This window comes from Pseudomonas sp. GL_090, from assembly GCF_057837765.1.
Map to the genome: position 1 here is coordinate 2,369,678 of NZ_CM174452.1, position 19,070 is coordinate 2,388,747.

Annotated in this window: 23 protein-coding genes and 1 pseudogene; 10 read left to right on the plus strand and 14 right to left on the minus strand. The window is 61.1% G+C overall.

Features of this window, described 5'->3' with window-relative positions; translation table 11 throughout:
• Positions 1–53: 53 nt before the first annotated feature.
• A complete protein-coding gene (locus AC3ITA_RS10580) occupies positions 54–650 on the plus strand; it encodes a DinB family protein (RefSeq protein ID WP_095945860.1) in 597 nt (198 codons plus the stop codon).
• On the opposite strand, the gene AC3ITA_RS10585 is transcribed toward AC3ITA_RS10580, so the two are convergent.
• A complete protein-coding gene (locus tag AC3ITA_RS10585) occupies positions 571–1,491 on the minus strand; it encodes a LysR substrate-binding domain-containing protein (protein WP_095945859.1) in 921 nt (306 codons plus the stop codon). The two genes, AC3ITA_RS10580 and AC3ITA_RS10585, sit on opposite strands and share 80 nt — an antisense overlap.
• Before the next feature lie 198 nt (positions 1,492–1,689).
• Between AC3ITA_RS10585 and AC3ITA_RS10590 the strand changes: the two are divergent.
• From AC3ITA_RS10590 to AC3ITA_RS10600, 3 genes and pseudogenes are all read left to right on the plus strand, one after another.
• Positions 1,690–2,022, plus strand: a pseudogene (locus AC3ITA_RS10590) (aldo/keto reductase); the annotation flags it as partial.
• Positions 2,019–2,816, plus strand: coding sequence for an SDR family NAD(P)-dependent oxidoreductase (locus tag AC3ITA_RS10595; protein ID WP_095945858.1), 798 nt, complete (start codon positions 2,019–2,021; stop codon positions 2,814–2,816). The pseudogene AC3ITA_RS10590 and the gene AC3ITA_RS10595, both read left to right, overlap by 4 nt.
• A gap of 26 nt (positions 2,817–2,842) precedes the next feature.
• Positions 2,843–3,253, plus strand: coding sequence for an SRPBCC family protein (locus tag AC3ITA_RS10600; RefSeq protein WP_353741146.1), 411 nt, complete (start codon positions 2,843–2,845; stop codon positions 3,251–3,253).
• Between the two features lie 129 nt (positions 3,254–3,382).
• Here the strand turns inward: AC3ITA_RS10600 and AC3ITA_RS10605 are convergent, their stop codons facing one another.
• The 3 genes from AC3ITA_RS10605 to AC3ITA_RS10615 form a co-directional block, all read right to left on the minus strand.
• Complete coding sequence (locus AC3ITA_RS10605; RefSeq protein WP_095945856.1) at positions 3,383–4,786, minus strand: sensor histidine kinase; 1,404 nt, start codon at positions 4,784–4,786, stop codon at positions 3,383–3,385.
• Positions 4,764–5,447, minus strand: a complete 684-nt coding sequence (locus tag AC3ITA_RS10610; protein ID WP_008052577.1) for a response regulator transcription factor — start codon at positions 5,445–5,447, stop codon at positions 4,764–4,766. The genes AC3ITA_RS10605 and AC3ITA_RS10610 overlap by 23 nt, the downstream gene beginning before the upstream one ends.
• 190 nt (positions 5,448–5,637) lie before the next feature.
• Positions 5,638–6,243, minus strand: coding sequence for a glutathione S-transferase (locus AC3ITA_RS10615; protein ID WP_489280219.1), 606 nt, complete (start codon positions 6,241–6,243; stop codon positions 5,638–5,640).
• 370 nt (positions 6,244–6,613) lie between these two features.
• Here AC3ITA_RS10615 and AC3ITA_RS10620 point away from each other — a divergent pair, with 370 nt between their 5' ends.
• On the plus strand, positions 6,614–7,018 hold the full coding sequence (locus AC3ITA_RS10620; protein ID WP_007907888.1) for a TraR/DksA family transcriptional regulator: 405 nt from the start codon (positions 6,614–6,616) through the stop codon (positions 7,016–7,018).
• A gap of 619 nt (positions 7,019–7,637) precedes the next feature.
• The gene (locus AC3ITA_RS10625) at positions 7,638–8,861 is read left to right on the plus strand and encodes a methyl-accepting chemotaxis protein (protein ID WP_412072632.1); all 1,224 of its coding nucleotides are present in this window, start codon (positions 7,638–7,640) and stop codon (positions 8,859–8,861) included.
• A 113-nt stretch (positions 8,862–8,974) separates the two neighbouring features.
• Here AC3ITA_RS10625 and AC3ITA_RS10630 read toward each other — a convergent pair whose 3' ends face one another.
• From AC3ITA_RS10630 to AC3ITA_RS10645, 4 genes are all read right to left on the minus strand, one after another.
• Entirely contained in the window at positions 8,975–9,211 is a 237-nt protein-coding gene (locus AC3ITA_RS10630) for a DUF2789 domain-containing protein (RefSeq protein WP_015094504.1), read from the minus strand.
• Positions 9,212–9,343: 132 nt separating this feature from the next.
• Positions 9,344–9,574, minus strand: coding sequence for a hypothetical protein (locus AC3ITA_RS10635; protein WP_008052572.1), 231 nt, complete (start codon positions 9,572–9,574; stop codon positions 9,344–9,346).
• A 159-nt stretch (positions 9,575–9,733) separates the two neighbouring features.
• Positions 9,734–9,982, minus strand: a complete 249-nt coding sequence (locus AC3ITA_RS10640; protein ID WP_095945854.1) for a hypothetical protein — start codon at positions 9,980–9,982, stop codon at positions 9,734–9,736.
• A 12-nt stretch (positions 9,983–9,994) separates the two neighbouring features.
• Complete coding sequence (locus tag AC3ITA_RS10645) at positions 9,995–10,183, minus strand: hypothetical protein (RefSeq protein ID WP_141250094.1); 189 nt, start codon at positions 10,181–10,183, stop codon at positions 9,995–9,997.
• A gap of 233 nt (positions 10,184–10,416) precedes the next feature.
• Here AC3ITA_RS10645 and AC3ITA_RS10650 point away from each other — a divergent pair, with 233 nt between their 5' ends.
• The 4 genes from AC3ITA_RS10650 to AC3ITA_RS10665 all read left to right on the plus strand — a co-directional run bounded on the left by AC3ITA_RS10650 (position 10,417) and on the right by AC3ITA_RS10665 (position 12,757).
• The gene (locus AC3ITA_RS10650; RefSeq protein ID WP_172435400.1) at positions 10,417–10,866 is read left to right on the plus strand and encodes a hypothetical protein; all 450 of its coding nucleotides are present in this window, start codon (positions 10,417–10,419) and stop codon (positions 10,864–10,866) included.
• Positions 10,866–11,069: a hypothetical protein gene (locus AC3ITA_RS10655; protein ID WP_095945853.1), complete on the plus strand. Its 204-nt coding sequence runs from the start codon at positions 10,866–10,868 to the stop codon at positions 11,067–11,069. Before AC3ITA_RS10650 ends, AC3ITA_RS10655 begins: the two co-directional genes overlap by 1 nt.
• A gap of 118 nt (positions 11,070–11,187) precedes the next feature.
• Positions 11,188–12,201: an ABC transporter substrate-binding protein gene (locus tag AC3ITA_RS10660; RefSeq protein ID WP_095945852.1), complete on the plus strand. Its 1,014-nt coding sequence runs from the start codon at positions 11,188–11,190 to the stop codon at positions 12,199–12,201.
• A 118-nt stretch (positions 12,202–12,319) separates the two neighbouring features.
• Complete coding sequence (locus AC3ITA_RS10665) at positions 12,320–12,757, plus strand: DUF3995 domain-containing protein (protein WP_489280222.1); 438 nt, start codon at positions 12,320–12,322, stop codon at positions 12,755–12,757.
• 142 nt (positions 12,758–12,899) lie between these two features.
• Here AC3ITA_RS10665 and AC3ITA_RS10670 read toward each other — a convergent pair whose 3' ends face one another.
• Genes AC3ITA_RS10670 through AC3ITA_RS10695 form a run of 6 tightly spaced genes read right to left on the minus strand, consistent with a single transcriptional unit; the run spans position 12,900 to position 18,963 of the window.
• On the minus strand, positions 12,900–13,262 hold the full coding sequence (locus AC3ITA_RS10670; RefSeq protein ID WP_090456437.1) for a Na+/H+ antiporter subunit G: 363 nt from the start codon (positions 13,260–13,262) through the stop codon (positions 12,900–12,902).
• Positions 13,259–13,537 carry a K+/H+ antiporter subunit F gene (locus AC3ITA_RS10675; RefSeq protein ID WP_489280223.1) on the minus strand — a complete coding sequence of 93 codons (279 nt, stop codon included), beginning with the start codon at positions 13,535–13,537 and terminating at the stop codon, positions 13,259–13,261. The genes AC3ITA_RS10670 and AC3ITA_RS10675 overlap by 4 nt, the downstream gene beginning before the upstream one ends.
• A complete protein-coding gene (locus AC3ITA_RS10680; protein WP_095945850.1) occupies positions 13,534–14,022 on the minus strand; it encodes a Na+/H+ antiporter subunit E in 489 nt (162 codons plus the stop codon). Before AC3ITA_RS10680 ends, AC3ITA_RS10675 begins: the two co-directional genes overlap by 4 nt.
• The gene (locus AC3ITA_RS10685; protein ID WP_489280225.1) at positions 14,019–15,704 is read right to left on the minus strand and encodes a monovalent cation/H+ antiporter subunit D; all 1,686 of its coding nucleotides are present in this window, start codon (positions 15,702–15,704) and stop codon (positions 14,019–14,021) included. The genes AC3ITA_RS10680 and AC3ITA_RS10685 overlap by 4 nt, the downstream gene beginning before the upstream one ends.
• Complete coding sequence (locus AC3ITA_RS10690; protein WP_007973781.1) at positions 15,701–16,045, minus strand: Na+/H+ antiporter subunit C; 345 nt, start codon at positions 16,043–16,045, stop codon at positions 15,701–15,703. The genes AC3ITA_RS10685 and AC3ITA_RS10690 overlap by 4 nt, the downstream gene beginning before the upstream one ends.
• Positions 16,045–18,963, minus strand: a complete 2,919-nt coding sequence (locus tag AC3ITA_RS10695) for a monovalent cation/H+ antiporter subunit A (RefSeq protein ID WP_489280226.1) — start codon at positions 18,961–18,963, stop codon at positions 16,045–16,047. Before AC3ITA_RS10695 ends, AC3ITA_RS10690 begins: the two co-directional genes overlap by 1 nt.
• Positions 18,964–19,070: the final 107 nt, after the last annotated feature.

Here is a 19,070-nt window from a genome sequence, read left to right on the forward strand (position 1 = left end):
GCGCCCATCGGGTCTATGCTGGAAGGTGCGCTTACCGCCATCGGAGAACTCTGATGATCACCGTACGCACGGCCTGCCTGCTGGCCGATTACAAACGCTGGGCCAATCAGCGCCTTTTTGACAGCCTCGCGGCGCTCCCACCGGGCGAAGTCAAGAAAGAACGGGTGTCGGTGTTCAAAAACATGATCGGCACCCTCAATCACGTGTATGTGGTCGATTGCATCTGGCAGGCGCACCTCGAAGGCCGGGGGCATGGCTTCAAGACCTCGCACGACCTGTTGCATGCCGATCTGTCCGAACTGCGCATGGCGCAAAAAACCATCGATCGCTGGTACTGCGACTGGAGCGCCCGGCAAACCGATGCCTCCCTGGACAAACTCCTGGAATTCACCTTTGTCTCGGGCGAAAGCGGCACCATGAGCGCCGGCGCGATGCTGATGCACGTGGTCAACCACGCCAGCTATCACCGTGGCTGGGTGGTGCAGATGTATTTCGAGATTCCGGCCATGCCACCAGTGACCGACATGCCGGTGTACCTGCGCGAGTCTGAACCGATGTTTCTGCAGTCGATCAATGCCCCGATAGTGGCGCTGCCATGTGCTGTGCAATTTTCGAGCGCAACCAGCGTTCTGCCGGATCGTTATCGTTGACCCCGTTCCAGACCATCGACAGTTCGGACAGGTTGATATCAAAGGGCGCATCGTCCGCCCGTAACTGGCTGCTGCCTTCGATCAACGCACTGGCCGCGTAATCCGGCACGGTGGCGAGCAGGTCAGTACCCGCCAGCAAGGCCCGCAACCCCGCGAACTGAGGCACCGCCAGCACCACCCGGCGCGAACGGCCGATCCGGGCCAGATCGTTGTCGATGGCACCGCTCAGGTCCCCGGAAAACGACACCAGTGCGTGAGGGCGTTCGCAGAACTCGTCCAGGGTCAACGGGCCGGGGCGGTCATCGCCGCGCAGGATTTTCACGCTCAAGTCGCGCAATTTCTTGCGCTTGGCGTTGGCCGGCAATTCTGTGGTGTAGCTGATGCCGACGGAAATCTCGCCACTGGCCAGCATCGATGGCATCAGCAGGAAATTCACCCGGCGCACCACCACCACAACGTTCTGCGCCTCTTCACGAATCTGCTTGAGTAGCGGCGGAAACAGCCCGAACTCGGCGTCGTCCGACAGACCGATACGAAACACGTCGCGGCTGGTGGAGGGATCGAAATCCTTGGCCCGGCTGACCGCACCGGAAATGGTGTCCATCGCCGGCTGCAATTCCTTGAGTATCTGCAACGCCCGCAGGGTCGGCTCCAGGGTGCGTCCGTTGCGCACCAGCAACGGGTCGTCGAACAGATCGCGCAATTTGGCCAGCGACGCGCTGACGGCAGGCTGGCCGAGGAACAGCTTTTCCCCGGCCCGGGTCAGGTTCTTCTCGAACATCAGGGTTTCGAAAATCACCAGCAGGTTCATGTCCACGCGGCGCAGATCGTTGCGGTTCATGCCGGGGTTCTCGGTGGGTTTATGAGGGTTTTTTCAGTAAAGCACCAAACCCTGCGGAATCTAGCGTTCGCTGAATACCTGTGGGAGCGAGTCTTGCTCGCGATAGCGGTCTATCGGGCAAAAAGGATGTCGTCTGACACTCCGTCATCGCGAGCAGGCTCGCTCCCACACTGGATTTTCAGCGAGCACAAATGCTGCCGCTACACTCTTCTCGACCATGATCGTGCCTTGCAGCGTCTGATGGACGCTGCCCTGGCGCAGAACGTCGAAATCGTGGTCGGTGGCCCATACAGCTCGGGCATCCTCGCCGGTGGTGCGCACTTCGAATACCAGAAGGCCAGCCCGGCGATCATCAACAAGGTCGAGCAGATCAAACGCATTGCGGCGGCCTATGGTGTCGACATCAAAGCGGCGGCGTTGCGGTTCTCGTTGGCCAACCCGGCAGTGGCCGCTGCATTCTGGCAGGCAATGCGTGAGGCGAAGCTGGTTTCCGAGCGCGCACCCTTGCCCTTCATTGGAGATTTGGCATGAAAATCGATTTGAGCGGAAAGCTCGCAATCGTCAGCGGCAGCACCGCCGGCATTGGCCTGGGCATCAGCCAGGCACTGGCCGAGGCGGGCGCCATGGTGGTGGTGATCGGCCGCGACGCGGCCAAGGTCGAGCAGGCAATGGCGAACATTCGCCAGCGTGTTCCTGCTGCGCAATTGCGCGGCGTGACCGCCGACCTCGGCACCGCCGAAGGCGCCGCAACATTGTTCGCCGCCGAACCTCGGGCGGACATCCTGGTGAACAATCTCGGGATCTTCAACACCGTGGATTTCTTCGACGCCCCGGACAGTGAGTGGACACGCTTCTACGAGGTCAACGTGATCTCCGGCGTGCGCCTGTCCCGGCATTACACGCCGGACATGGTCAAGCAGGGCTGGGGGCGGGTGATCTTCCTGTCTTCGGAGTCCGGCGTGGCGACCCCGGCGGACATGATCAACTATGGCGTGACCAAAAGCGCCAACCTGGCCGTGTCCCATGGCCTGGCCAAACGCCTGGCCGGCACCGGCGTGACGGTCAATGCGATCCTGCCCGGCCCGACCTTTACCGATGGCCTGGAAGACATGCTCAAGGACGCCACCGCAGAATCCGGGCGCAGCGCCCGGGACGAAGCCGATGCGTTCGTGCGCAAGGCCCGGCCGACGTCGATCATCCAGCGCGTGGCGGACGTCGAGGAGGTCGCCAATCTGGTGGCCTACGTCGCTTCGCCGCTATCTTCGGCCACTACCGGGGCTGCCTTGCGGGTCGACGGCGGTGTCGTCGACAGCCTGGCCATTTGAACCTTTTAGATTAGAGAGAACATTTCATGGCAACTGCATCGGCCTTCATCGATATCCCGGCTTCGGCCGATCAGGTCTGGCAATTGATTGGCGGTTTCAACTCGCTGCCGGACTGGCTGCCGTTCATTCCCAAGAGCGAGCTGAGCGAAGGCGGGCGCGTGCGTAGCCTGCAAACGGCTGACGGCGCCGTGGTGATCGAACGCCTGCAAGCGTTCGACAACGCGAGCCAAACCTACAGCTACTCGATTTTGCAGGCACCTTTTCCGGCGACTGATTATCTGGCGACGATCAAGGTTCAAGCGCAAGGCGAGGGCGCGCGGGTGACCTGGTCCGGGCGGTTCGAGCCGGTGGGTGTGAGCAACGAGGAGGTGGAGGCGTTGTTTACAGGCATCTATCAGGGCGGGCTTGAAGCGCTACGGGCCAATTACCCGGCTTGATAAACGCCAGCAATCCCTTGTAGGAGCGAGCCTGCTCGCGATGGACGCAAGGTCGACGCGTCGAATCAGACTGCACGCGTTATCGTTGACGTCCATCGCGAGCAGGCTCGCTCCTACAGGGGATCAATTTCAGGCCGGCGGTATCAAACTCTCCCGACAATCAAGCACCAGTCGCGCGCCACCCAGTTCGCTGTTGCCCACTTCCAGGGTAAATCCGTGCAGGCTGACAATCGCCGCGACGATGGACAGCCCCAGCCCGAAGCCGCTTTTATGATTGCCCGCCTCGGCGCGATAGAAGCGCTGGAACACCGCTTCACGCTCCGCCTCGGGAATGCCCGGACCGGAGTCGAGCACTTCGATTCGCGTGTGCCCGCCATCATTGACCCCGCGCAGGATCACCGCGCCGCCGGGCGGAGTGAATTTGATCGAGTTGCTGAGCAGGTTCGCCACCGCTTCGAACATCAGCGCCCGGTCGCCATTGAGAGGCGGCAATGACGCGGGCAGGTGCAACTGGAACACCAGGCCGTCGTCTTCCGCCAGGGGCAGGTAGAACTCATGCAGTTCTTGCAACAACGCCACCGGGTCCAGTTGCACGAAACCGGAGCGACGCTGGCGGTCTTCCAGTTCGGAGATCCGCAACAAGCCACGGAAACGCGCCATCAGCGTATCGGCCTCGGCCAGCACCAGGTCCAGTTGCATGGCCTGCGGCGAGCCTTCGCCGGCTTGCTGTTGCATGCGGTAGAGCTGCGCACGCAGACGGGTCAGGGGCGTGCGCAGGTCATGGGCGATGTTGTCGCACACGCCCTTGACCTCGTTCATCAAGCGCTCGATGCGTTCGAGCATGGCGTTGACGATGGCAGCGAGCATGTCCAGTTCGTCACGCCGATTGGACAGTGGCAAGCGCCGGCTCAGGTCGCCGGCAACGATCGCTTCGGCACTGGCCTGAATCCCGCGAATGCGCCGCAATGGGCGTCGGCGCAGCAAATACCAGCCGACAATGCCCGGCACGATGGTCAGGGTCATACCCCAGAACAAGGCGTGAAGAATGATCCGGGTCACGGCGAACAGCGAGCCATTGTCGCGCACCAGCACCAGCCAGCGGCCGTCCAGGGTGCGGGTCGCCACGGCGTCGCAGCTGTCGGCGGGCAGCATCTGCTCGTCGCTGTCGTCGGAGGCATCGCAATCGCGCAGCATGTGGATCTTGCCATCGAGCGGCAAGCCGTTCGGGATGTAGCGCAGGGCGCCGCTGAGGTAACGGTGTTGGGCATCGAACAGGCCGTAGGCGTCGATGCCGCGGATGTCGAAGGTCATGCTGACGGCGAGGGCGTCCACCAGTTGCTCGTCGGAGAAACGCGAAAACAGATGCTGGCGTTGCATCAGCGAATGCTTGGCCAGGTTGTCCAGGTAAGCGGAAACCTCGTAGTACATGACCCCCATGAGGATCCCGCTCCAGATCACGAACAGCGAACTGTAGAGCGCCAGCAGACGGCTGCTGGAAGAGCGCCAGCCTTTAGACGGGTTCGGCAATGACATAACCCGAGCCTCGCACGGTCCGAATCAGTGGGGCATTGCCAGGCGGGTCGATCTTCTTGCGCAGTCGGCCGATGTGTACGTCGATCAGGTTGGTGCCGGGGTCGAAGTGGTAACCCCAGACTTCCTCGAAAATCATCATTCGCGAGAGTATTTGTCCGGTATTGCGCATCAGGAATTCCAGCAGTTTGTATTCGGTGGGCAATAGCGTCAGCAGTTGACCGTCGCGGCTGGCTTCGTGGCTGATCAGGTTCAGCTCCAGATCCGCCACCCGTAGCGTCGTGGCCTCGGCGGTCACGGTATTCTGCCGACGCAGCAGGACTTCGACCCGGGCGGCCATTTCATCGGTGGCGAAGGGTTTGGTCAGGTAGTCGTCGCCACCGGCGCGCAGGCCGCGCACGCGCTCATCGACGTCGGACAGGGCGCTGATCATCAGGATCGGCGTGGCCACGCCCATGGTCCGCAGAGTGGTGACGATCGCCAGGCCATCGAGTTCGGGCAGCATGCGGTCGAGGGTGATCAGGTCGTAGTTGCCGCTGACTGCACGCTCCAGCCCTTCGCGGCCATTGTCGACCCAGTCGACCTCGAGGCCGTGGCTACTCAGTTCGGCGACAATCTCCCGGGCGGTCACGGCGTCGTCTTCGATGGTCAAGATGCGGGTCATAGGGCTGGCCTGATAAGCAGTTCATTACGAAGTTACGAGCATTTTGCCAAGAATTGCCCGCGACTTAATAAATTAACTTTCATCTAGCTCCCACAATGGATTGATGGCGAACACAAACTCCGCGTACGACGCAGATTACTGTGGGAGCGAGCCTGCTCGCGATGACGGCTGTTCAGGCGAAATGAATCTGTCAGTCAATCGGCGTACTGACAAACACTTCAAGCCCTTCGGCATACTTCGTGAACGCTGCGATCCGCGGAAACTGCGCCGCACTCACCTGGTCCGGAACCACCAGGTTGGTGAAGCTCCAGGCCACGGCCAGCGTGATGCCATCCTGCGCAATCGAACCGTCAGTCTCAAGCGGCTGCTTTTCCAGCTCTCGCTCCAGCGCCGAATAGGCTGCCTTCAATTGTCCTTCGACCCGCTGCACCCAGGGCTCGAATTGAATCTCCTCGGGCCGCAGGTTGCGCTCGTAGTAAAGCTGCACGGATTTTTCGCTGGCGGCCAGGGCCAGGCCGATCAGGCGCAACGCGCGCAGGCGCTGACCCGGCTCGACGGGCATCAGGCTGTTGCCGGCCAGGGTTTCCAGATAGTCGATGATCAGTGTCGAGTCCATCAGCACCTCACCGTCATCCAGCACCAGGGTGGGCGCCTTGACCACCGGGTTGATCTGCTGGAATTGTTCGAAGTGGCGGAATACCGAGACCGATCGATGTTCCAGGGCGATTCCCAGGCGTTTGGCAGAAATGGCGGCGCGCCTGACATAGGGCGAATCCAGCATACCGATCAGCTTCATGGTCCTTTCCTTTATATGGCCATTTCGGGAGGGACAACCTTAGCTGAGGTTCACGGCCCTGCAAATGACCGTGAATAATGTCCGGTGCCAGCCGTTTGTCTTCTATATACAGCCGCTCGATTGAATTTCTTGCTATAAACGCACTCCGATTACCGCCTCAAAGCCTGCCTTAGAGCATTTTCAGGGCTTTGTCGGACAAATTCGCAGTCTTTTCAGTTGCTGAGGCCTCAAGTCGGCCGTAGACTGCCGCCCCTCGTAAATTGAGTGCCGGGTGGCGCTTGGAACAAACGGCGCAGTTCCGATAACCTGCCCAGGTCTGCCGGAACGCTCCCTTATTCGCCTTAATGCACGTTTTTTTATAGAGATATCAATGACAAAGGACAAGTTGCTGGCCATGCCGGCGGATGACTACATGAATGCCGAGCAACATGCTTTTTTCTCCGAGCTGTTGCAGAACATGAAAGTCGAAACCCATGAGCGCATCGAACAGAACCGCATCGCCATCGAAAGCCTGGACACCCCGGCCGATCCGGCAGACGCGGCTTCGGTCGAAGAAGAGCGCACCTGGCTGGTGAACGCGATCGATCGCGACCAGCGCATGCTGCCTCAGTTGGAACAAGCCCTTGAGCGCATCAAGGAAGACAGCTTCGGCTGGTGCGACGACAGCGGCGAGGCGATTGGCCTCAAGCGCCTGCTGATCAGCCCGACCACCAAGTACTGCATCGAAGCTCAGGAACGTCACGAGCAAATCGACAAGCACCAGCGTCAGGCATGATTCCGTGAGGCAGTCCATCAAAATGGACTGCCTTTGAAAAGATCGCAGCCTGCGGTAGCGCCTACGCAACTGAAGTAGGGTGCTGCCGCAGGCTGCGATCTTTGTTTTCTGCCGTCTTCGATTTCCCGGTTCTTCTATTGATCTGCTGCAACGTTCGCGACTAAAGGCTCATGGATAATGGCTTTATGGTGGCGTTTAATGCGAAGACAACAATTAGAAGCTTTACGGGGTGACGATGATGACGAGAGACGGATCTCGGGTTGCGGCAGTGCCCGCACCCGTGCTGTTGCCGAAAAACCGCGGGCTGACGCCAACGCTGCAAAGCATCGCCCTGATGCTGTTGTTAAGCGGGATGACGCTGGGCGGATGGTCGCTCTACCTTGGCCTGCCCCTGGCCATATTGATTGTCTGGCTGCCTCGCCTGCGTTCGCGCGCGACCCCGCAGGCGGCTTGCCCCGCCAGCCCCGATGCCATCGGCGAATTGACTCGCGATCTTTCCCACACCACCAGCCATAACGCACTGTCGGCCGCCGGTGTGGCGTTTTCGGTTCGGCAACTGGCGGACAAGCTGCAATCGCAGCTTACGGCGGCGGCACAGATCGTCAGCAATGCCGAGGTCATGATCACCACCGAACAGGCCACCTCGACGCTCAGTCGCCAGGCGCTCAGTGCCGCCAGCGAAGCTCATCAAAGCGGAGTGGTCGGGCGTACGGAATTGATCGAGTCCATTACACGCATGCATCAGCTCAGCCAGCGCGCCAGCAACAGCCGTGAACTGATCGAAGCCTTGAGCCTGCGCAGCGATGATATCCAGCGGGTGACCCTGGTGATTCAGTCCATCGCCAGCCAGACCAACCTGCTGGCGTTGAACGCCGCGATAGAAGCGGCGCGGGCGGGGGAGCACGGTCGCGGGTTTGCAGTGGTGGCCGACGAAGTTCGCGGGCTTGCCGCACGTACGGCGACCGCCACGGGGGAAGTGGGCGAAATGGTGGCCGACATCCAGCAACGCACGGCACAAGTGGTGGAGCAGATCCGGCAATTGTCCAGCGACCTTGACTCCGGCGTCGAGCAGGTAGAGCGGACAGGGCAGCACCTGGAAAGCATTGCCCGTCTGGCGGCCAGTGTCGAGTCCCAGGTCGGGGAGATCGCCCAAGGGGCAGACACCAACCGCGTACAACTCGACAGCCTGTTTCACGCCATCGAACAGATGCGCAGCGATCTGGTGGTCAGCGACCAGCAGACTCAGCGTTTGGCCCAGGCGGCGGTGCAAATGGAAGGGCAGGCCGAAACCATCAGCGAGCGTCTTGCCGAAGTGGGGCTGGATGACTATCACCAGCGAATCTATGACCTGGCACGGGACGCCGCGAGCCAGATTGCCGCGCGTTTCGAAGCGGATATCGATGCCGGTCGAATCAGTCTCGACGATCTGTTCGACCGCAATTACCAGGTCATCCCCGATACCAGCCCGGCCAAGTACCAGACGCGTTTCGACCGTTACACCGATCAGGTTTTGCCAGCGATTCAAGAACCGTTGTTACCGCGTCACGAAGGATTGGTGTTCGCCATCGCCTGCACCCAACAGGGTTATGTGCCGACCCATAACAAGGTGTTCAGCCAGCCGTTGACGGGAGATGCGCAGGTCGATGCCTTGCAGAACCGGACCAAACGCAAGTTCGCTGACCGTACCGGGATCCGCTGCGGCAGCCATCAGAAGGCCGTGCTGCTGCAAACCTATACCCGTGATACCGGCGAGCTGATGCACGATCTTTCGGTGCCGATCATGCTTAAGGGGCGGCATTGGGGTGGCTTACGCCTGGGCTACAAACCGGAAAAACCGCGCTAGAAACTCCGTGCTTTCGGATGGGCGTTCTCCAGCCGCGACGAAGCGCAGGAGTGCAAGGCTGCCTGGCTGGCGCAATTGAGCGCTTAAAGTCCTGGCAGCCTGCATTGAGGTAGTCAGTGGGTCTGGTGCATGCGCAGATTCAGGTCGTCGACCACCCGCGCCCAGTCAGCGTCTTCGCGCAGTTGTTCCTTGAGGAAGCCGGCCTGTTGCGGTGACCAGAACTCGGCGTCGATAAGCTTCTTGTCGTCAGGCAGGAAGTGGCCGGCAATGAAGTCGTCGATCGCTTTCTGGCTGGAGTCCAGGCCGAGCTGGTCGAACAGGCCTTTCAAGTCGTGGGTCGGTGATTCCATCTTCATCTCCTTGCAGGTCATCGGTCGGGTCGGGAAGCAAAGCGCGGTGTCCTGATTTCGAGGGCGCCGCACGGGCAGGGTTCGATCGCGATGTTCAAACGCAACAATGAGCATAGACCGCCAACCCGGTAATCAGGCGTTCAATGCACCCGCATCGACCGCGGCCTTCAGTTCCCTGGCCGATTCCTGTGCCGCGATGGCGGCGACATCCGGGGTTTTGAACCAGCGATCCTTTTCGACCTGATGATAGGTCACGGTCTTGAGCGGTGGTTTGGCGCGCATGACAATCACGGCCTGGAATTCACCCTCGACTTCTCTGGCTTCACCCCGGATAAAAAACTCGCCGATATCAAATTCCGTCACGTTGCAGACTTCCCTTGGAAATACATTGTTGTTGTCAACGCAACCCGATTTTTGCGGATCCGTTTTATTGGGCGGGCAGTATGGCAGTAGTTGCCCGTCGACGGATGAGATAAGTCGGCGGGCAGACGAAACGTCGATAGAAGCGAGCGCGGTGGGATGTCAACCGTGTGATTCAAGAAACCGGGCGAGGGCACAGGCTTCGTTATGATTGGCTCGGAAACCTCTTACACTGCCTGTAGAAATATCCTTGATGTGAAAGAAGGCAATGCCTGCCATTACCACCCGAAATCGCGGGCGGGTCGGGGCATCGGGAGCTGGTTCATGGAGGCCGGGCCGTGTCGGGTGCGGGGTCGGCGCTGTTTCCGAGTCAGGTACGAGGGGATAGGCAAAGTGTGTCAGCGTGCACATATGAAGTCCTTTTCATTGTTTTACCGACGTATGTACGTCGTTTTGGCTAGTCGCCAAGAGCATCGCTGCTCTAGAATCACCCTCACTGGTGGGTGAATGATGTTTATCTAAAGCAATTTTTTGCGGACGATATGTAGGAAAAGTTTTTTTCTTGATGAGATTTTTCCCCGAAGTTGATAGTCCATAATTTTCTGGCAGCACGAAGGGTGTTTTCCTTCAACCTGTGACGAACACCAGTCAGGACGACGCGAGTGACGTTCCAGTAGTCTTCTCAAGCTTCGTGATGAGTGAGTGCACTGCTCATTCAGGACTTCAACCCGGGTTCTTTGGCTACACCTTCGGCATTGCCGCTTTTTTGGCTGTGCGTTCATTTTTCGCGCACGGCACCATTATTCAGATGTGGGGATGTTTCCTTGGCAGTAAGTAATCTCGATATGCATGCTTTGTTCGTGCTGGGTGATTTGCGCGCAAAGCTGGTCAAGCAGTTTCAGTCACGTTTCGTTTACATCACCGAACAGAACGCTGAAGGCATTTACATTGCCGAAATCGACACCGAATCAGCCCTGGTGGTGGACGACAAGCCCGGACTCAAGCTCAAGGTCGGCGACCATTTCAGCGCGTCAGTGCTGCCCAGTCGCGAAGGCGGCAAGCTGGACATCAGGTTCCGCGACATCAAGCTGACGGTTTACGGAATTGGCGACTACGCCTTCGTGACCACGGCCGACGGTCAGGGGATCGTGTTCAAGGAAGGACACAGCGTGGTGATGGTGTTCGCCGCCCATCAACAGTTGCAGGAGGGCCTGACCAAGACCCTCAAGGCCGTGACCGCCAAGGCGGCCAAGTGGCGCAAGGGCGAGCTGGTGACCTTCAAGGCCAGCGAGTGATGAACCAGACCCGCGCCGACTTCCACGAACAGAACCTGGCCAGCGCTCAAGACGAAGCGCGGCGGTTGTTCGGGCAGAAGACCATTCTGCAAGGAGCCTGGCTGAACTGGGTGGCGTCACAGCTTTACCAACTGCAACCGGCGGAGTACGCCAGCATGGTCAGGCGAGCACTGATGCGTTTGCAGGAAACTGGCGAAAACTGACCCACGCACCTCGAAAGCAGGAACCTCTACTACAGTCATTGGACTGAGTATTCAGAGGCTTCGCGGTCTACCGCCAGGCCACCCTGCTATTGCTGTGAACAGCACGAGGTGCAAAAGCATGAACGGATTTCGACGGTTGCTGGCTGCGGTCGTGGCCACTTTCGGTTTGTTGGCGACACCCGTCCCGGTGTCTGCCGCCCAGGCGCCGATCCACTTCGCCGACCTGAACTGGGAAAGCGGCAGCCTGATTACCGATGTCCTGCGCATCATTGTCGAGAAGGGCTACGGCCTGCCGACCGACACCTTGCCGGGCACCACCATCACCCTGGAAACCGCGCTGGCCAATAATGACATCCAGGTCATCGGCGAAGAGTGGGCCGGTCGCAGCCCGGTGTGGGTCAAGGCGGAGGCCGAAGGCAAGGTCGTCAGCCTCGGCGACACGGTCAAGGGCGCTACCGAAGGCTGGTGGGTGCCGGAATATGTGATCAAGGGCGACCCGGCCAAGGGCATCAAGCCGCTGGCGCCGGACCTGCGCAGTGTCAGCGACCTGCCGCGTTACAAAGACGTGTTCAGGGACCCGGAGGCCCCGACCAAGGGACGTTTTCTCAACAGCCCCATCGGCTGGACCTCGGAAGTGGTCAACAAACAGAAGCTCAAGGCGTATGGGCTGGATGACAGCTACGTGAACTTCCGCAGCGGTTCGGGCGCGGCCCTGGATGCCGAGATCAGTTCGTCAATTCATCGTGGCAAGCCGGTGCTGTTTTACTACTGGTCGCCCACGCCGTTACTTGGCCGTTTCAAGCTGATTCAACTCGAAGAGCCACCGTTCGACGCGCAAGCCTGGAAGACCCTGACCGACGCCGACAACCCCAATCCACAGCCGACCCGTTCCCTGGCCTCCAAGCTGTCGATCGGTGTGTCCACCCCCTTCCAGAAGCAATATCCGCACATTGCCGAGTTCTTTACCAAAGTCGATTTTCCGATCGAACCGCTGAACAAAGCGCTGGCCGAGATGAGCGAGAAACATACTCCGCCGCGCCAGGCGGCAGAGGCATTCATGAAGGCCCATCCGGACGTCTGGCGGGCCTGGCTGCCCAAGGACGTGGCGGATAAAGTCTCCGCCGCCCTATAGGCGCTGCCGCAGGTCGGGATCTTTTGATCTTTGTCATAAAAAAGCAAAATCAAAACATCGCAGCCTGCGGTAGCTCCTACAATGTTCGGTTCATATCCCTTTCAAGGATTTCTGAACCATGACCCTGTTGTTGGCTCAGTCGCTGGTGACGATCTTCGCCGCGATCAGTCTGGTGCATGTGTATTGGGCGTTGGGTGGCGAGTGGGCGGCGGTGGCGGTGGTCCCGCAAGTACCGCAGGAGGGCAGTGCGCAGCTGAGGCCGGCGTTCAAGCCGCGAGGCTGGATCACGCTGGTAGTGGCCGGGCTGTTGCTGTCGATTGCCGTGCTGGTGTGCTTGCGGGTGGGTTGGTGGCTGCCACCCTTGCATCACTGGTCGTTGCAGTGGGTGATCAGCACGATCGCGATTTTGCTGTTTGCCCGGGCCATTGGCGATTCAGAACTGGTGGGCTTTTTCAAAGAGGTCAAAGGCTCGAAATTTGCCCGGCTCGACACCTGGGTTTACTCGCCGTTGTGTGTGGTGCTGGGGGCGGGGTTGTTGGCGGTGGCCTGGGTTTGATTTGCCTGCCCAATGGTTTTCGCGAGCAGGCTCGCTCCCACAGGGGATTTTCGGCGAGTAAAGGATTTGTGTACGACAGCGATCAAATGTGGGAGAGAGCCTGCTCGCGAAGAGGCCGGTCCAGGCACTAAAAATCTTTGGTCTAACTACCACTCTCCGTCCGCCGGCTGCTCACCTCGGCCGGCACATCATCTCCGGCCATGCGTTTGCGAAACAGCGCCGCCCGGGCCAGCAGCAGGGTCGTCACCGGCACGGTAATCGCCAGCAGGATCGGGATCAGCCAGGCGTGCAATACCGGCGCGGACTTGAGCGCCGAAAAATAGATGATCGACGCCAATGCCACGCACCAGGTCCCGAGCGTCGAGGCCAGGGCGGGTGGGTGCATGCGCTGGAAGTAGTCCTTCATGCGCAGCAGGCCGGTGGCACCGATCAAGGCAAACAGACTGCCGAGCACCAGCAGGATCGCCACCGGGATCTCCACCCACAACGACAATGGCGTGTTCATTCGATCACCTCGCCACGCAGCAGGAACTTCGCCAGGGCGAACGAGCCGACGAAACCGAACAGTGCGATCAGCAGCGCCGCCTCGAAGTAGGTGTCACTGGCATAGCGAATGCCCAGCGCCAGCATCATCAGCATCGCGACGATGTACAGATAGTCCAGCGCCAGAACCCGGTCCTGGGCCGACGGCCCCTTGAACAGACGGACCAGGGTCAGGATCATCGCCAGGGAAAAGAAGAACAGGCTCAGCAGGATCGCGTTCGACAGCAAGGGGCTCATTCGAAGATCTCCATCAACGGACGCTCGTAGGTCGCCTTGAAGTGCTGGATGAACAGCGCCTCGTCGTCCAGGTCGAAGACGTGCAACAGCAAAATGCTGCGGTCCAGCGCCAGCTCCGACCAGACCGTACCGGGCACCACCGTGGTGATCATCGACAGCGCGGCCAGGCCGTTGGCGTCACGCAGGTCCAGCGGCACCTTGATGAATTGCGAGCGGGGCGGGCGGCGACCGGCATTGAGCACGCTCCAGGCCACGGCGAGGTTGGACACCAACACATCGCGCCCGACCAGCAGGACCAGGCGCAGGATCACCCAGGGGCGACGGATGCGCACCGGCAGCGGACGCAGCCTGCGCATCATCAATGGCGCACAGAACCCCAGCGCGGCACCCAGCAGCAGGTTGCCGGGGCTGATCGACAGGTTCAGCAGCAACCACAGCAGCCACAGGGCCAGCGACAGCAAAGGTGCCGGAAACAGGCGCTTCATGGCTGCACCTCCTGCGGGGCCGCTGCGGCCGACGGGTTCGGTACGACGCGCGTGTCGAGCACTGCCATCACATATTGCTGCGGGTTGTATAAGGCATCGGCGGCGGCCTGGGTGTAGCGCAGCAGCGGATCGGCCTTGACGGTCAGCGCAATGCTCAAGCCCAGCAGGGCGAAGATCGGTATGCATTCAAGGCGTCGCAACAGGGGCGATGGCCGTTCCGCTGGCGTCCAGAAACGCTGGATGCCCAGGCGCGAGAACGCGATCAGAGACGCCAGCCCGGACACAATCAACAACACCAGCAAGCCCCACGCGGCGTTGGAAACCGGTGTGTCGCCGCTGTTGCCCAGGCCGAGCGGATTGAGCAGGGCGCCGATCAACCCGAGTTTGCCGATAAACCCGGAGAGCGGCGGCATGCCGATGATCAGCAAGGCGCAGGCGATGAAACTCAAGCCGAGAAAGGCCATGGTCCAGGGAATCACCTGGCCGACCACGGCTTTCTGGTCGTCGTCGAGGTTGGTGCCTTTGGGCGGATGCAGGGACTCCAGAGGACGGGGCAGCAGTTCGGTTTCATCTTCGAGCAGGATTTCGTTGGCCGAGCGCGAGCGCTCGATCAGTTCGGCCAGCAGGAACAGTGCGCTCAACGCCAGGGTCGAGCTGAACAGATAGAACAGCGCCGCGCCGATCAGGTTCGGCTGGGCGAAACCGATGGTCGACAACAGGATGCCCGCCGACACCAGGATGCTCAGGCTGGCCATGCGCTCCAGGCGTTGTGCGGCGAGGATCGCCATGGCGGCGCAGACGATGGTCGCCATGCCGCCATAGACCAGCCAGTCACCGCCAAAGAACGCCGAAGCCCCGGCCTGGGCGGAGAACAGCAGCGTCCACAGGCGCAGCAAGGTGTAGACGCCGACCTTGGTCATGATCGCGAACATCGCCGCCACCGGCGCACTGGCCGAGGAATAGGCCGGCACCAGCCAGAAGTTCAGCGGCCACATGCCGGCCTTGGCCAGAAACGCGACGGCCAGAATCCCCGCGCCAGCGTGTAGCAAGCCGCGATCGGCTTCGGACACCAGTGGGATTTTTACCGCCAGGTCGGCCATGTTCAGCGTGCCGGTGACCCCATAGATCAGCGCTGCGCCAATCAGGAACAGCGACGAGGCCAGCAGATTGATCGAGATGTAATGCAGCCCCGACGACACCCGCGCCCGGCCCGAGCCGTGGAGCATCAACCCGTAGGACGCCGCCAGCAACACTTCGAAGAACACGAACAGATTGAACAGGTCGGCGGTGAGGAACGCGCCGTAAAGGCCCATCAACTGGATCTGGAACAGCGCGTGAAAACTCGAACCTGCGCTGTCCCAGCGTGCCATGGCGAACAGCAGGGCACTGACGCCGATGATGCCGGTCAGCACCAGCATCAGCGCCGACAGGCGATCGACCACCAGCACCAGGCCGAACGGCACTTGCCAGTTGCTCGGCAGATAGACACCGATGGAACCGGGCACGCCGGTGGTTTGTGTCCATTGCAGCAATGCCACGGCAATGCCCAGCCCGAGCAGGCTGGAGAACAGATTGATCTTCGCCTTGAGCGGGCGGTGCTTCTCGCCGAGCATCAGCATGATCGCGGCAGTCAGCAGCGGCAGCAGAATGGGCGCGACGATCAGGTGAGACATTGCCATCATTCCCTGGGCTCCCGGCCATCCACATGGTCAGTGCCGGTCAGGCCCCGGGAGGCCAGCAGCACCACCAGGAACAACGCGGTCATGGCAAAGCTGATGACGATCGCTGTCAGCACCAGTGCTTGCGGCAGCGGGTCGGTGTAGTGCAACAGGTCCTGCGGCACGCCGTCCTTGATGATCGGTTCCTTGCCGATGAACAGGCTGCCCATGCTGAAGATGAACAGATTGACGCCGTAGGACAGCAGGCACAGGCCCATGACCACCTGGAACGTCCGCGGGCGCAGGATCAGCCAGACGCCGGACGCGGCCAGTACGCCGATGGCGATTGCGATGACTTCTTCCATCAGACGGCTCCTTTGGCGGCAACGGATCTGGGCTGGGCGGCGGTTTTGTGGCCGCGCACCGATTGGTGGGCGAGGGCTGTAAGAATCAACAGGGTCGAGCCGACCACCACGCCGTACACCCCGATGTCGAAGAACAGCGCGCTGGCCAGGTGAATGTCACCCAGCAGCGGCAACGAGAAATGCCAGGTATGGGTGGTCAGGAACGGATAGCCGACCAGCATCGCACCCAGCCCCGTGGCGGTGGCAATCATCAGTCCGGTGCCCATCCAGCGCAGTGGCCGCAGGCTCATTTGCGCCTCGACCCACTGCGTGCCGGCGACCATGTATTGCAGGATGAACGCCACCGACATCACCAGCCCGGCGACAAAGCCGCCGCCCGGTTGATTGTGCCCGCGCATGAACAGGTAGAACGACACCACCAGCGCCACCGGCAACAGCAGGCGCACCAGCACCGCCGGCACCATCATGAAACCGAGCGCGGTGTCGCTGGCGTGACGCGGGTTGACCAGGTCGGTGACCACATCCGGTGCGAGCAAGCGTTGCTGGGCCGGCAGTTGCAGGCTTTCTTTCGGCGGACGGAAGCGGCGTAGCAGGGCGTACACGGTCAGGGCCACGGCCACCAGCACGGTGATTTCCCCGAGGGTGTCGAAACCACGGAAGTCCACCAGCATCACGTTGACCACGTTGCTGCCGCCGCCTTCGGGCAAGGCACGGCTGAGGTAGAAGGAGGAAATATCGTTGGGTGTCTGGCGCGTCAGCATGGCGTAGGCCAGCAGTGCCATGCCGACACCGACCGAGGTCGACAGCAACAAGTCGCGGATACGCCGAACTCGCGCCCGGCGCAGGCTGCCCGGCAACGGCGAGACCTCCTCGATCCGACGTGGCAGCCAGCGCAGGCCCAGCAGGATCAGGACCGTGGTCACCACTTCGACCGCCAGTTGGGTCAGGGCCAGGTCCGGCGCGGAAAACCAGACGAAGGTGACGCAGGTCATCAGGCCGCAGACGCTGACCATGGTCAGGGCCGCGAGCCGGTGGTACTTCGCCTGATAGGCCGCGCCAAGGGCGCAGGCGATGGCCAGCAACCACAAGGTGACGAAGACGATCGACCCCGGGATTTTCGGCCGGTCACCCCAGTGAAGACTGCTGTGCAGCATAGGAATCAGCCCGGCCAGCACGGCGGCGAGCACCACCAGGAATAACTGCATTTGCAGGCGTTTGGTGCCAATCCGCGGTTCCAGGCGGCGGGCCAGGCGCATGAAGGCGACCAGCGCGTATTCGAACAAGTGCTTGCCGTCCAGGCGCCCGATGACGGGCGGACGGTCGAAGCGCCCGCGCTTGAGCTGATTGCGCAGCAGCAGATAAAGCACGGAGCCGCAGGACAAGGCGATCAGGCTCATGATCATCGGCGCGTTCAGGCCGTGCCAGATGGCCAGGCTGTACTCGGGCAGCGTGCCGCCGACCACCGGTTGCGCCGCCGCTGCGAGCAGCGGGCCGACTATCTGGGCCGGGAAGATCCCCACCAGCAGGCAGGCGAACACCAGCAACTCGACCGGTGCGCGCATCCAGCGCGGCGGTTCGTGGGGCGTGTGGGGCAGGTCGGTCGCGGGCGGACCGAAGAACACATCCACGGTGAAACGCAGGGAGTAGGCGACGCTGAAGGTACCGGCAATGGTTGCCACGATCGGCAAGCTCAGTTCGACCCAGCGGGTGGCATTGATGAACACGGTTTCAGCGAAGAACATTTCCTTGGACAGGAAGCCGTTGAGCAACGGCACGCCGGCCATCGAGGCGCTGGCGACCATGGCCAGGGTGGCGGTAAACGGCATCAGCTTGTACAGGCCGCTGAGTTTGCGGATGTCGCGGGTGCCGCTTTCGTGGTCGATGATGCCGGCGGCCATGAACAACGAGGCCTTGAACGTTGCGTGGTTGAGAATGTGGAACACCGCGGCGACGGCGGCCAGCGGGCTGTTCAAGCCGAGCAACAGGGTGATCAGGCCCAGGTGGCTGATGGTCGAGTAGGCCAGCAATCCCTTGAGGTCGTTCTGGAACATCGCGCAGTACGCCCCGAGCAACAGGGTGCAGGCACCGGCGCCGCTGACGATGTAGAACCATTCTTCACTGCCCGACAGCGAGGGCCATAGCCGCGCAAGCAGGAAGACCCCGGCCTTGACCATGGTCGCCGAATGCAAATACGCCGACACGGGCGTCGGCGCGGCCATGGCGTGGGGCAGCCAGAAGTGAAAGGGGAATTGCGCACTTTTGCTCAAAGCGCCGATCAGGATCAGGGGTAATAGAATCGGGTAGAGGGCATGGGCGCGAATCAGGTCGCCGGCGGCCAGGACCTTGTCCAGGTCATAGCTGCCGACCACATGGCCGAGCAGCATGACCCCCGCCAGCAGGCACAAGCCGCCCGCGCCGGTCACCATCAGCGCCATGTAGGCGCCGCGCCGGGCGTCGGCGCGATGGTGCCAGTAGCCAATCAACAGGAACGAGAAGAGGCTGGTCAGCTCCCAGAAAAACACGATCTGGATCAGGTTGCCGGAGATCACCAGGCCCAGCATGGCGCCCATGAAGGCCAGGAAAAACGCGAAGAATCGCGGTACCGGATCGTTCGGCGACATGTAGTAGCGGGCGTACAGCGAAACCAGGGTGCCGATGCCCAGCACCAGCATGGAGAACAGCCAGGCGAAACCGTCCATGCGCAGGACGAAGTTCAGGCCCAGGCTCGGTAGCCATGAAATCTCTTCACGAATGACGCCGCCATCGGCGATCTGTGGGAACAGGAAGGCGACCTGAACGGTGCCGATCAGGGCGATCAGGCCAGCCAGCAGGGATTCGGCGTTACGGGCATTGTGCGGCAACACGGCCGCCAAACAGCTGCCTATGAAAGGCAGAAGCAGTAGAACTATCAGGGACATAGGCTTCTAATCTGCGGAAGTTTGTGAAGCATCATACGTGCCAGCTCCCGGATCACCAAACGCCAAGCTGTCGCAGAATCCTACACGGTAGACGGAAAAGCCCTGAT

What these genes read in the sequence shown, in the direction of transcription:
- AC3ITA_RS10580 (WP_095945860.1), top strand. Translation starts at nt 54, where the DNA reads ATGATCACCGTACGCACGGCCTGCCTGCTGGCCGATTACAAACGCTGG.
- AC3ITA_RS10585 (WP_095945859.1), bottom strand. Translation starts at nt 1,491, where the DNA reads ATGAACCGCAACGATCTGCGCCGCGTGGACATGAACCTGCTGGTGATT.
- AC3ITA_RS10595 (WP_095945858.1), top strand. Translation starts at nt 2,019, where the DNA reads ATGAAAATCGATTTGAGCGGAAAGCTCGCAATCGTCAGCGGCAGCACC.
- AC3ITA_RS10600 (WP_353741146.1), top strand. Translation starts at nt 2,843, where the DNA reads ATGGCAACTGCATCGGCCTTCATCGATATCCCGGCTTCGGCCGATCAG.
- AC3ITA_RS10605 (WP_095945856.1), bottom strand. Translation starts at nt 4,786, where the DNA reads ATGTCATTGCCGAACCCGTCTAAAGGCTGGCGCTCTTCCAGCAGCCGT.
- AC3ITA_RS10610 (WP_008052577.1), bottom strand. Translation starts at nt 5,447, where the DNA reads ATGACCCGCATCTTGACCATCGAAGACGACGCCGTGACCGCCCGGGAG.
- AC3ITA_RS10615 (WP_489280219.1), bottom strand. Translation starts at nt 6,243, where the DNA reads ATGAAGCTGATCGGTATGCTGGATTCGCCCTATGTCAGGCGCGCCGCC.
- AC3ITA_RS10620 (WP_007907888.1), top strand. Translation starts at nt 6,614, where the DNA reads ATGACAAAGGACAAGTTGCTGGCCATGCCGGCGGATGACTACATGAAT.
- AC3ITA_RS10625 (WP_412072632.1), top strand. Translation starts at nt 7,638, where the DNA reads ATGATCACCACCGAACAGGCCACCTCGACGCTCAGTCGCCAGGCGCTC.
- AC3ITA_RS10630 (WP_015094504.1), bottom strand. Translation starts at nt 9,211, where the DNA reads ATGGAATCACCGACCCACGACTTGAAAGGCCTGTTCGACCAGCTCGGC.
- AC3ITA_RS10640 (WP_095945854.1), bottom strand. Translation starts at nt 9,982, where the DNA reads ATGTGCACGCTGACACACTTTGCCTATCCCCTCGTACCTGACTCGGAA.
- AC3ITA_RS10650 (WP_172435400.1), top strand. Translation starts at nt 10,417, where the DNA reads ATGCATGCTTTGTTCGTGCTGGGTGATTTGCGCGCAAAGCTGGTCAAG.
- AC3ITA_RS10655 (WP_095945853.1), top strand. Translation starts at nt 10,866, where the DNA reads ATGAACCAGACCCGCGCCGACTTCCACGAACAGAACCTGGCCAGCGCT.
- AC3ITA_RS10660 (WP_095945852.1), top strand. Translation starts at nt 11,188, where the DNA reads ATGAACGGATTTCGACGGTTGCTGGCTGCGGTCGTGGCCACTTTCGGT.
- AC3ITA_RS10665 (WP_489280222.1), top strand. Translation starts at nt 12,320, where the DNA reads ATGACCCTGTTGTTGGCTCAGTCGCTGGTGACGATCTTCGCCGCGATC.
- AC3ITA_RS10670 (WP_090456437.1), bottom strand. Translation starts at nt 13,262, where the DNA reads ATGAACACGCCATTGTCGTTGTGGGTGGAGATCCCGGTGGCGATCCTG.
- AC3ITA_RS10675 (WP_489280223.1), bottom strand. Translation starts at nt 13,537, where the DNA reads ATGAGCCCCTTGCTGTCGAACGCGATCCTGCTGAGCCTGTTCTTCTTT.
- AC3ITA_RS10680 (WP_095945850.1), bottom strand. Translation starts at nt 14,022, where the DNA reads ATGAAGCGCCTGTTTCCGGCACCTTTGCTGTCGCTGGCCCTGTGGCTG.
- AC3ITA_RS10685 (WP_489280225.1), bottom strand. Translation starts at nt 15,704, where the DNA reads ATGATGGCAATGTCTCACCTGATCGTCGCGCCCATTCTGCTGCCGCTG.
- AC3ITA_RS10690 (WP_007973781.1), bottom strand. Translation starts at nt 16,045, where the DNA reads ATGGAAGAAGTCATCGCAATCGCCATCGGCGTACTGGCCGCGTCCGGC.
- AC3ITA_RS10695 (WP_489280226.1), bottom strand. Translation starts at nt 18,963, where the DNA reads ATGTCCCTGATAGTTCTACTGCTTCTGCCTTTCATAGGCAGCTGTTTG.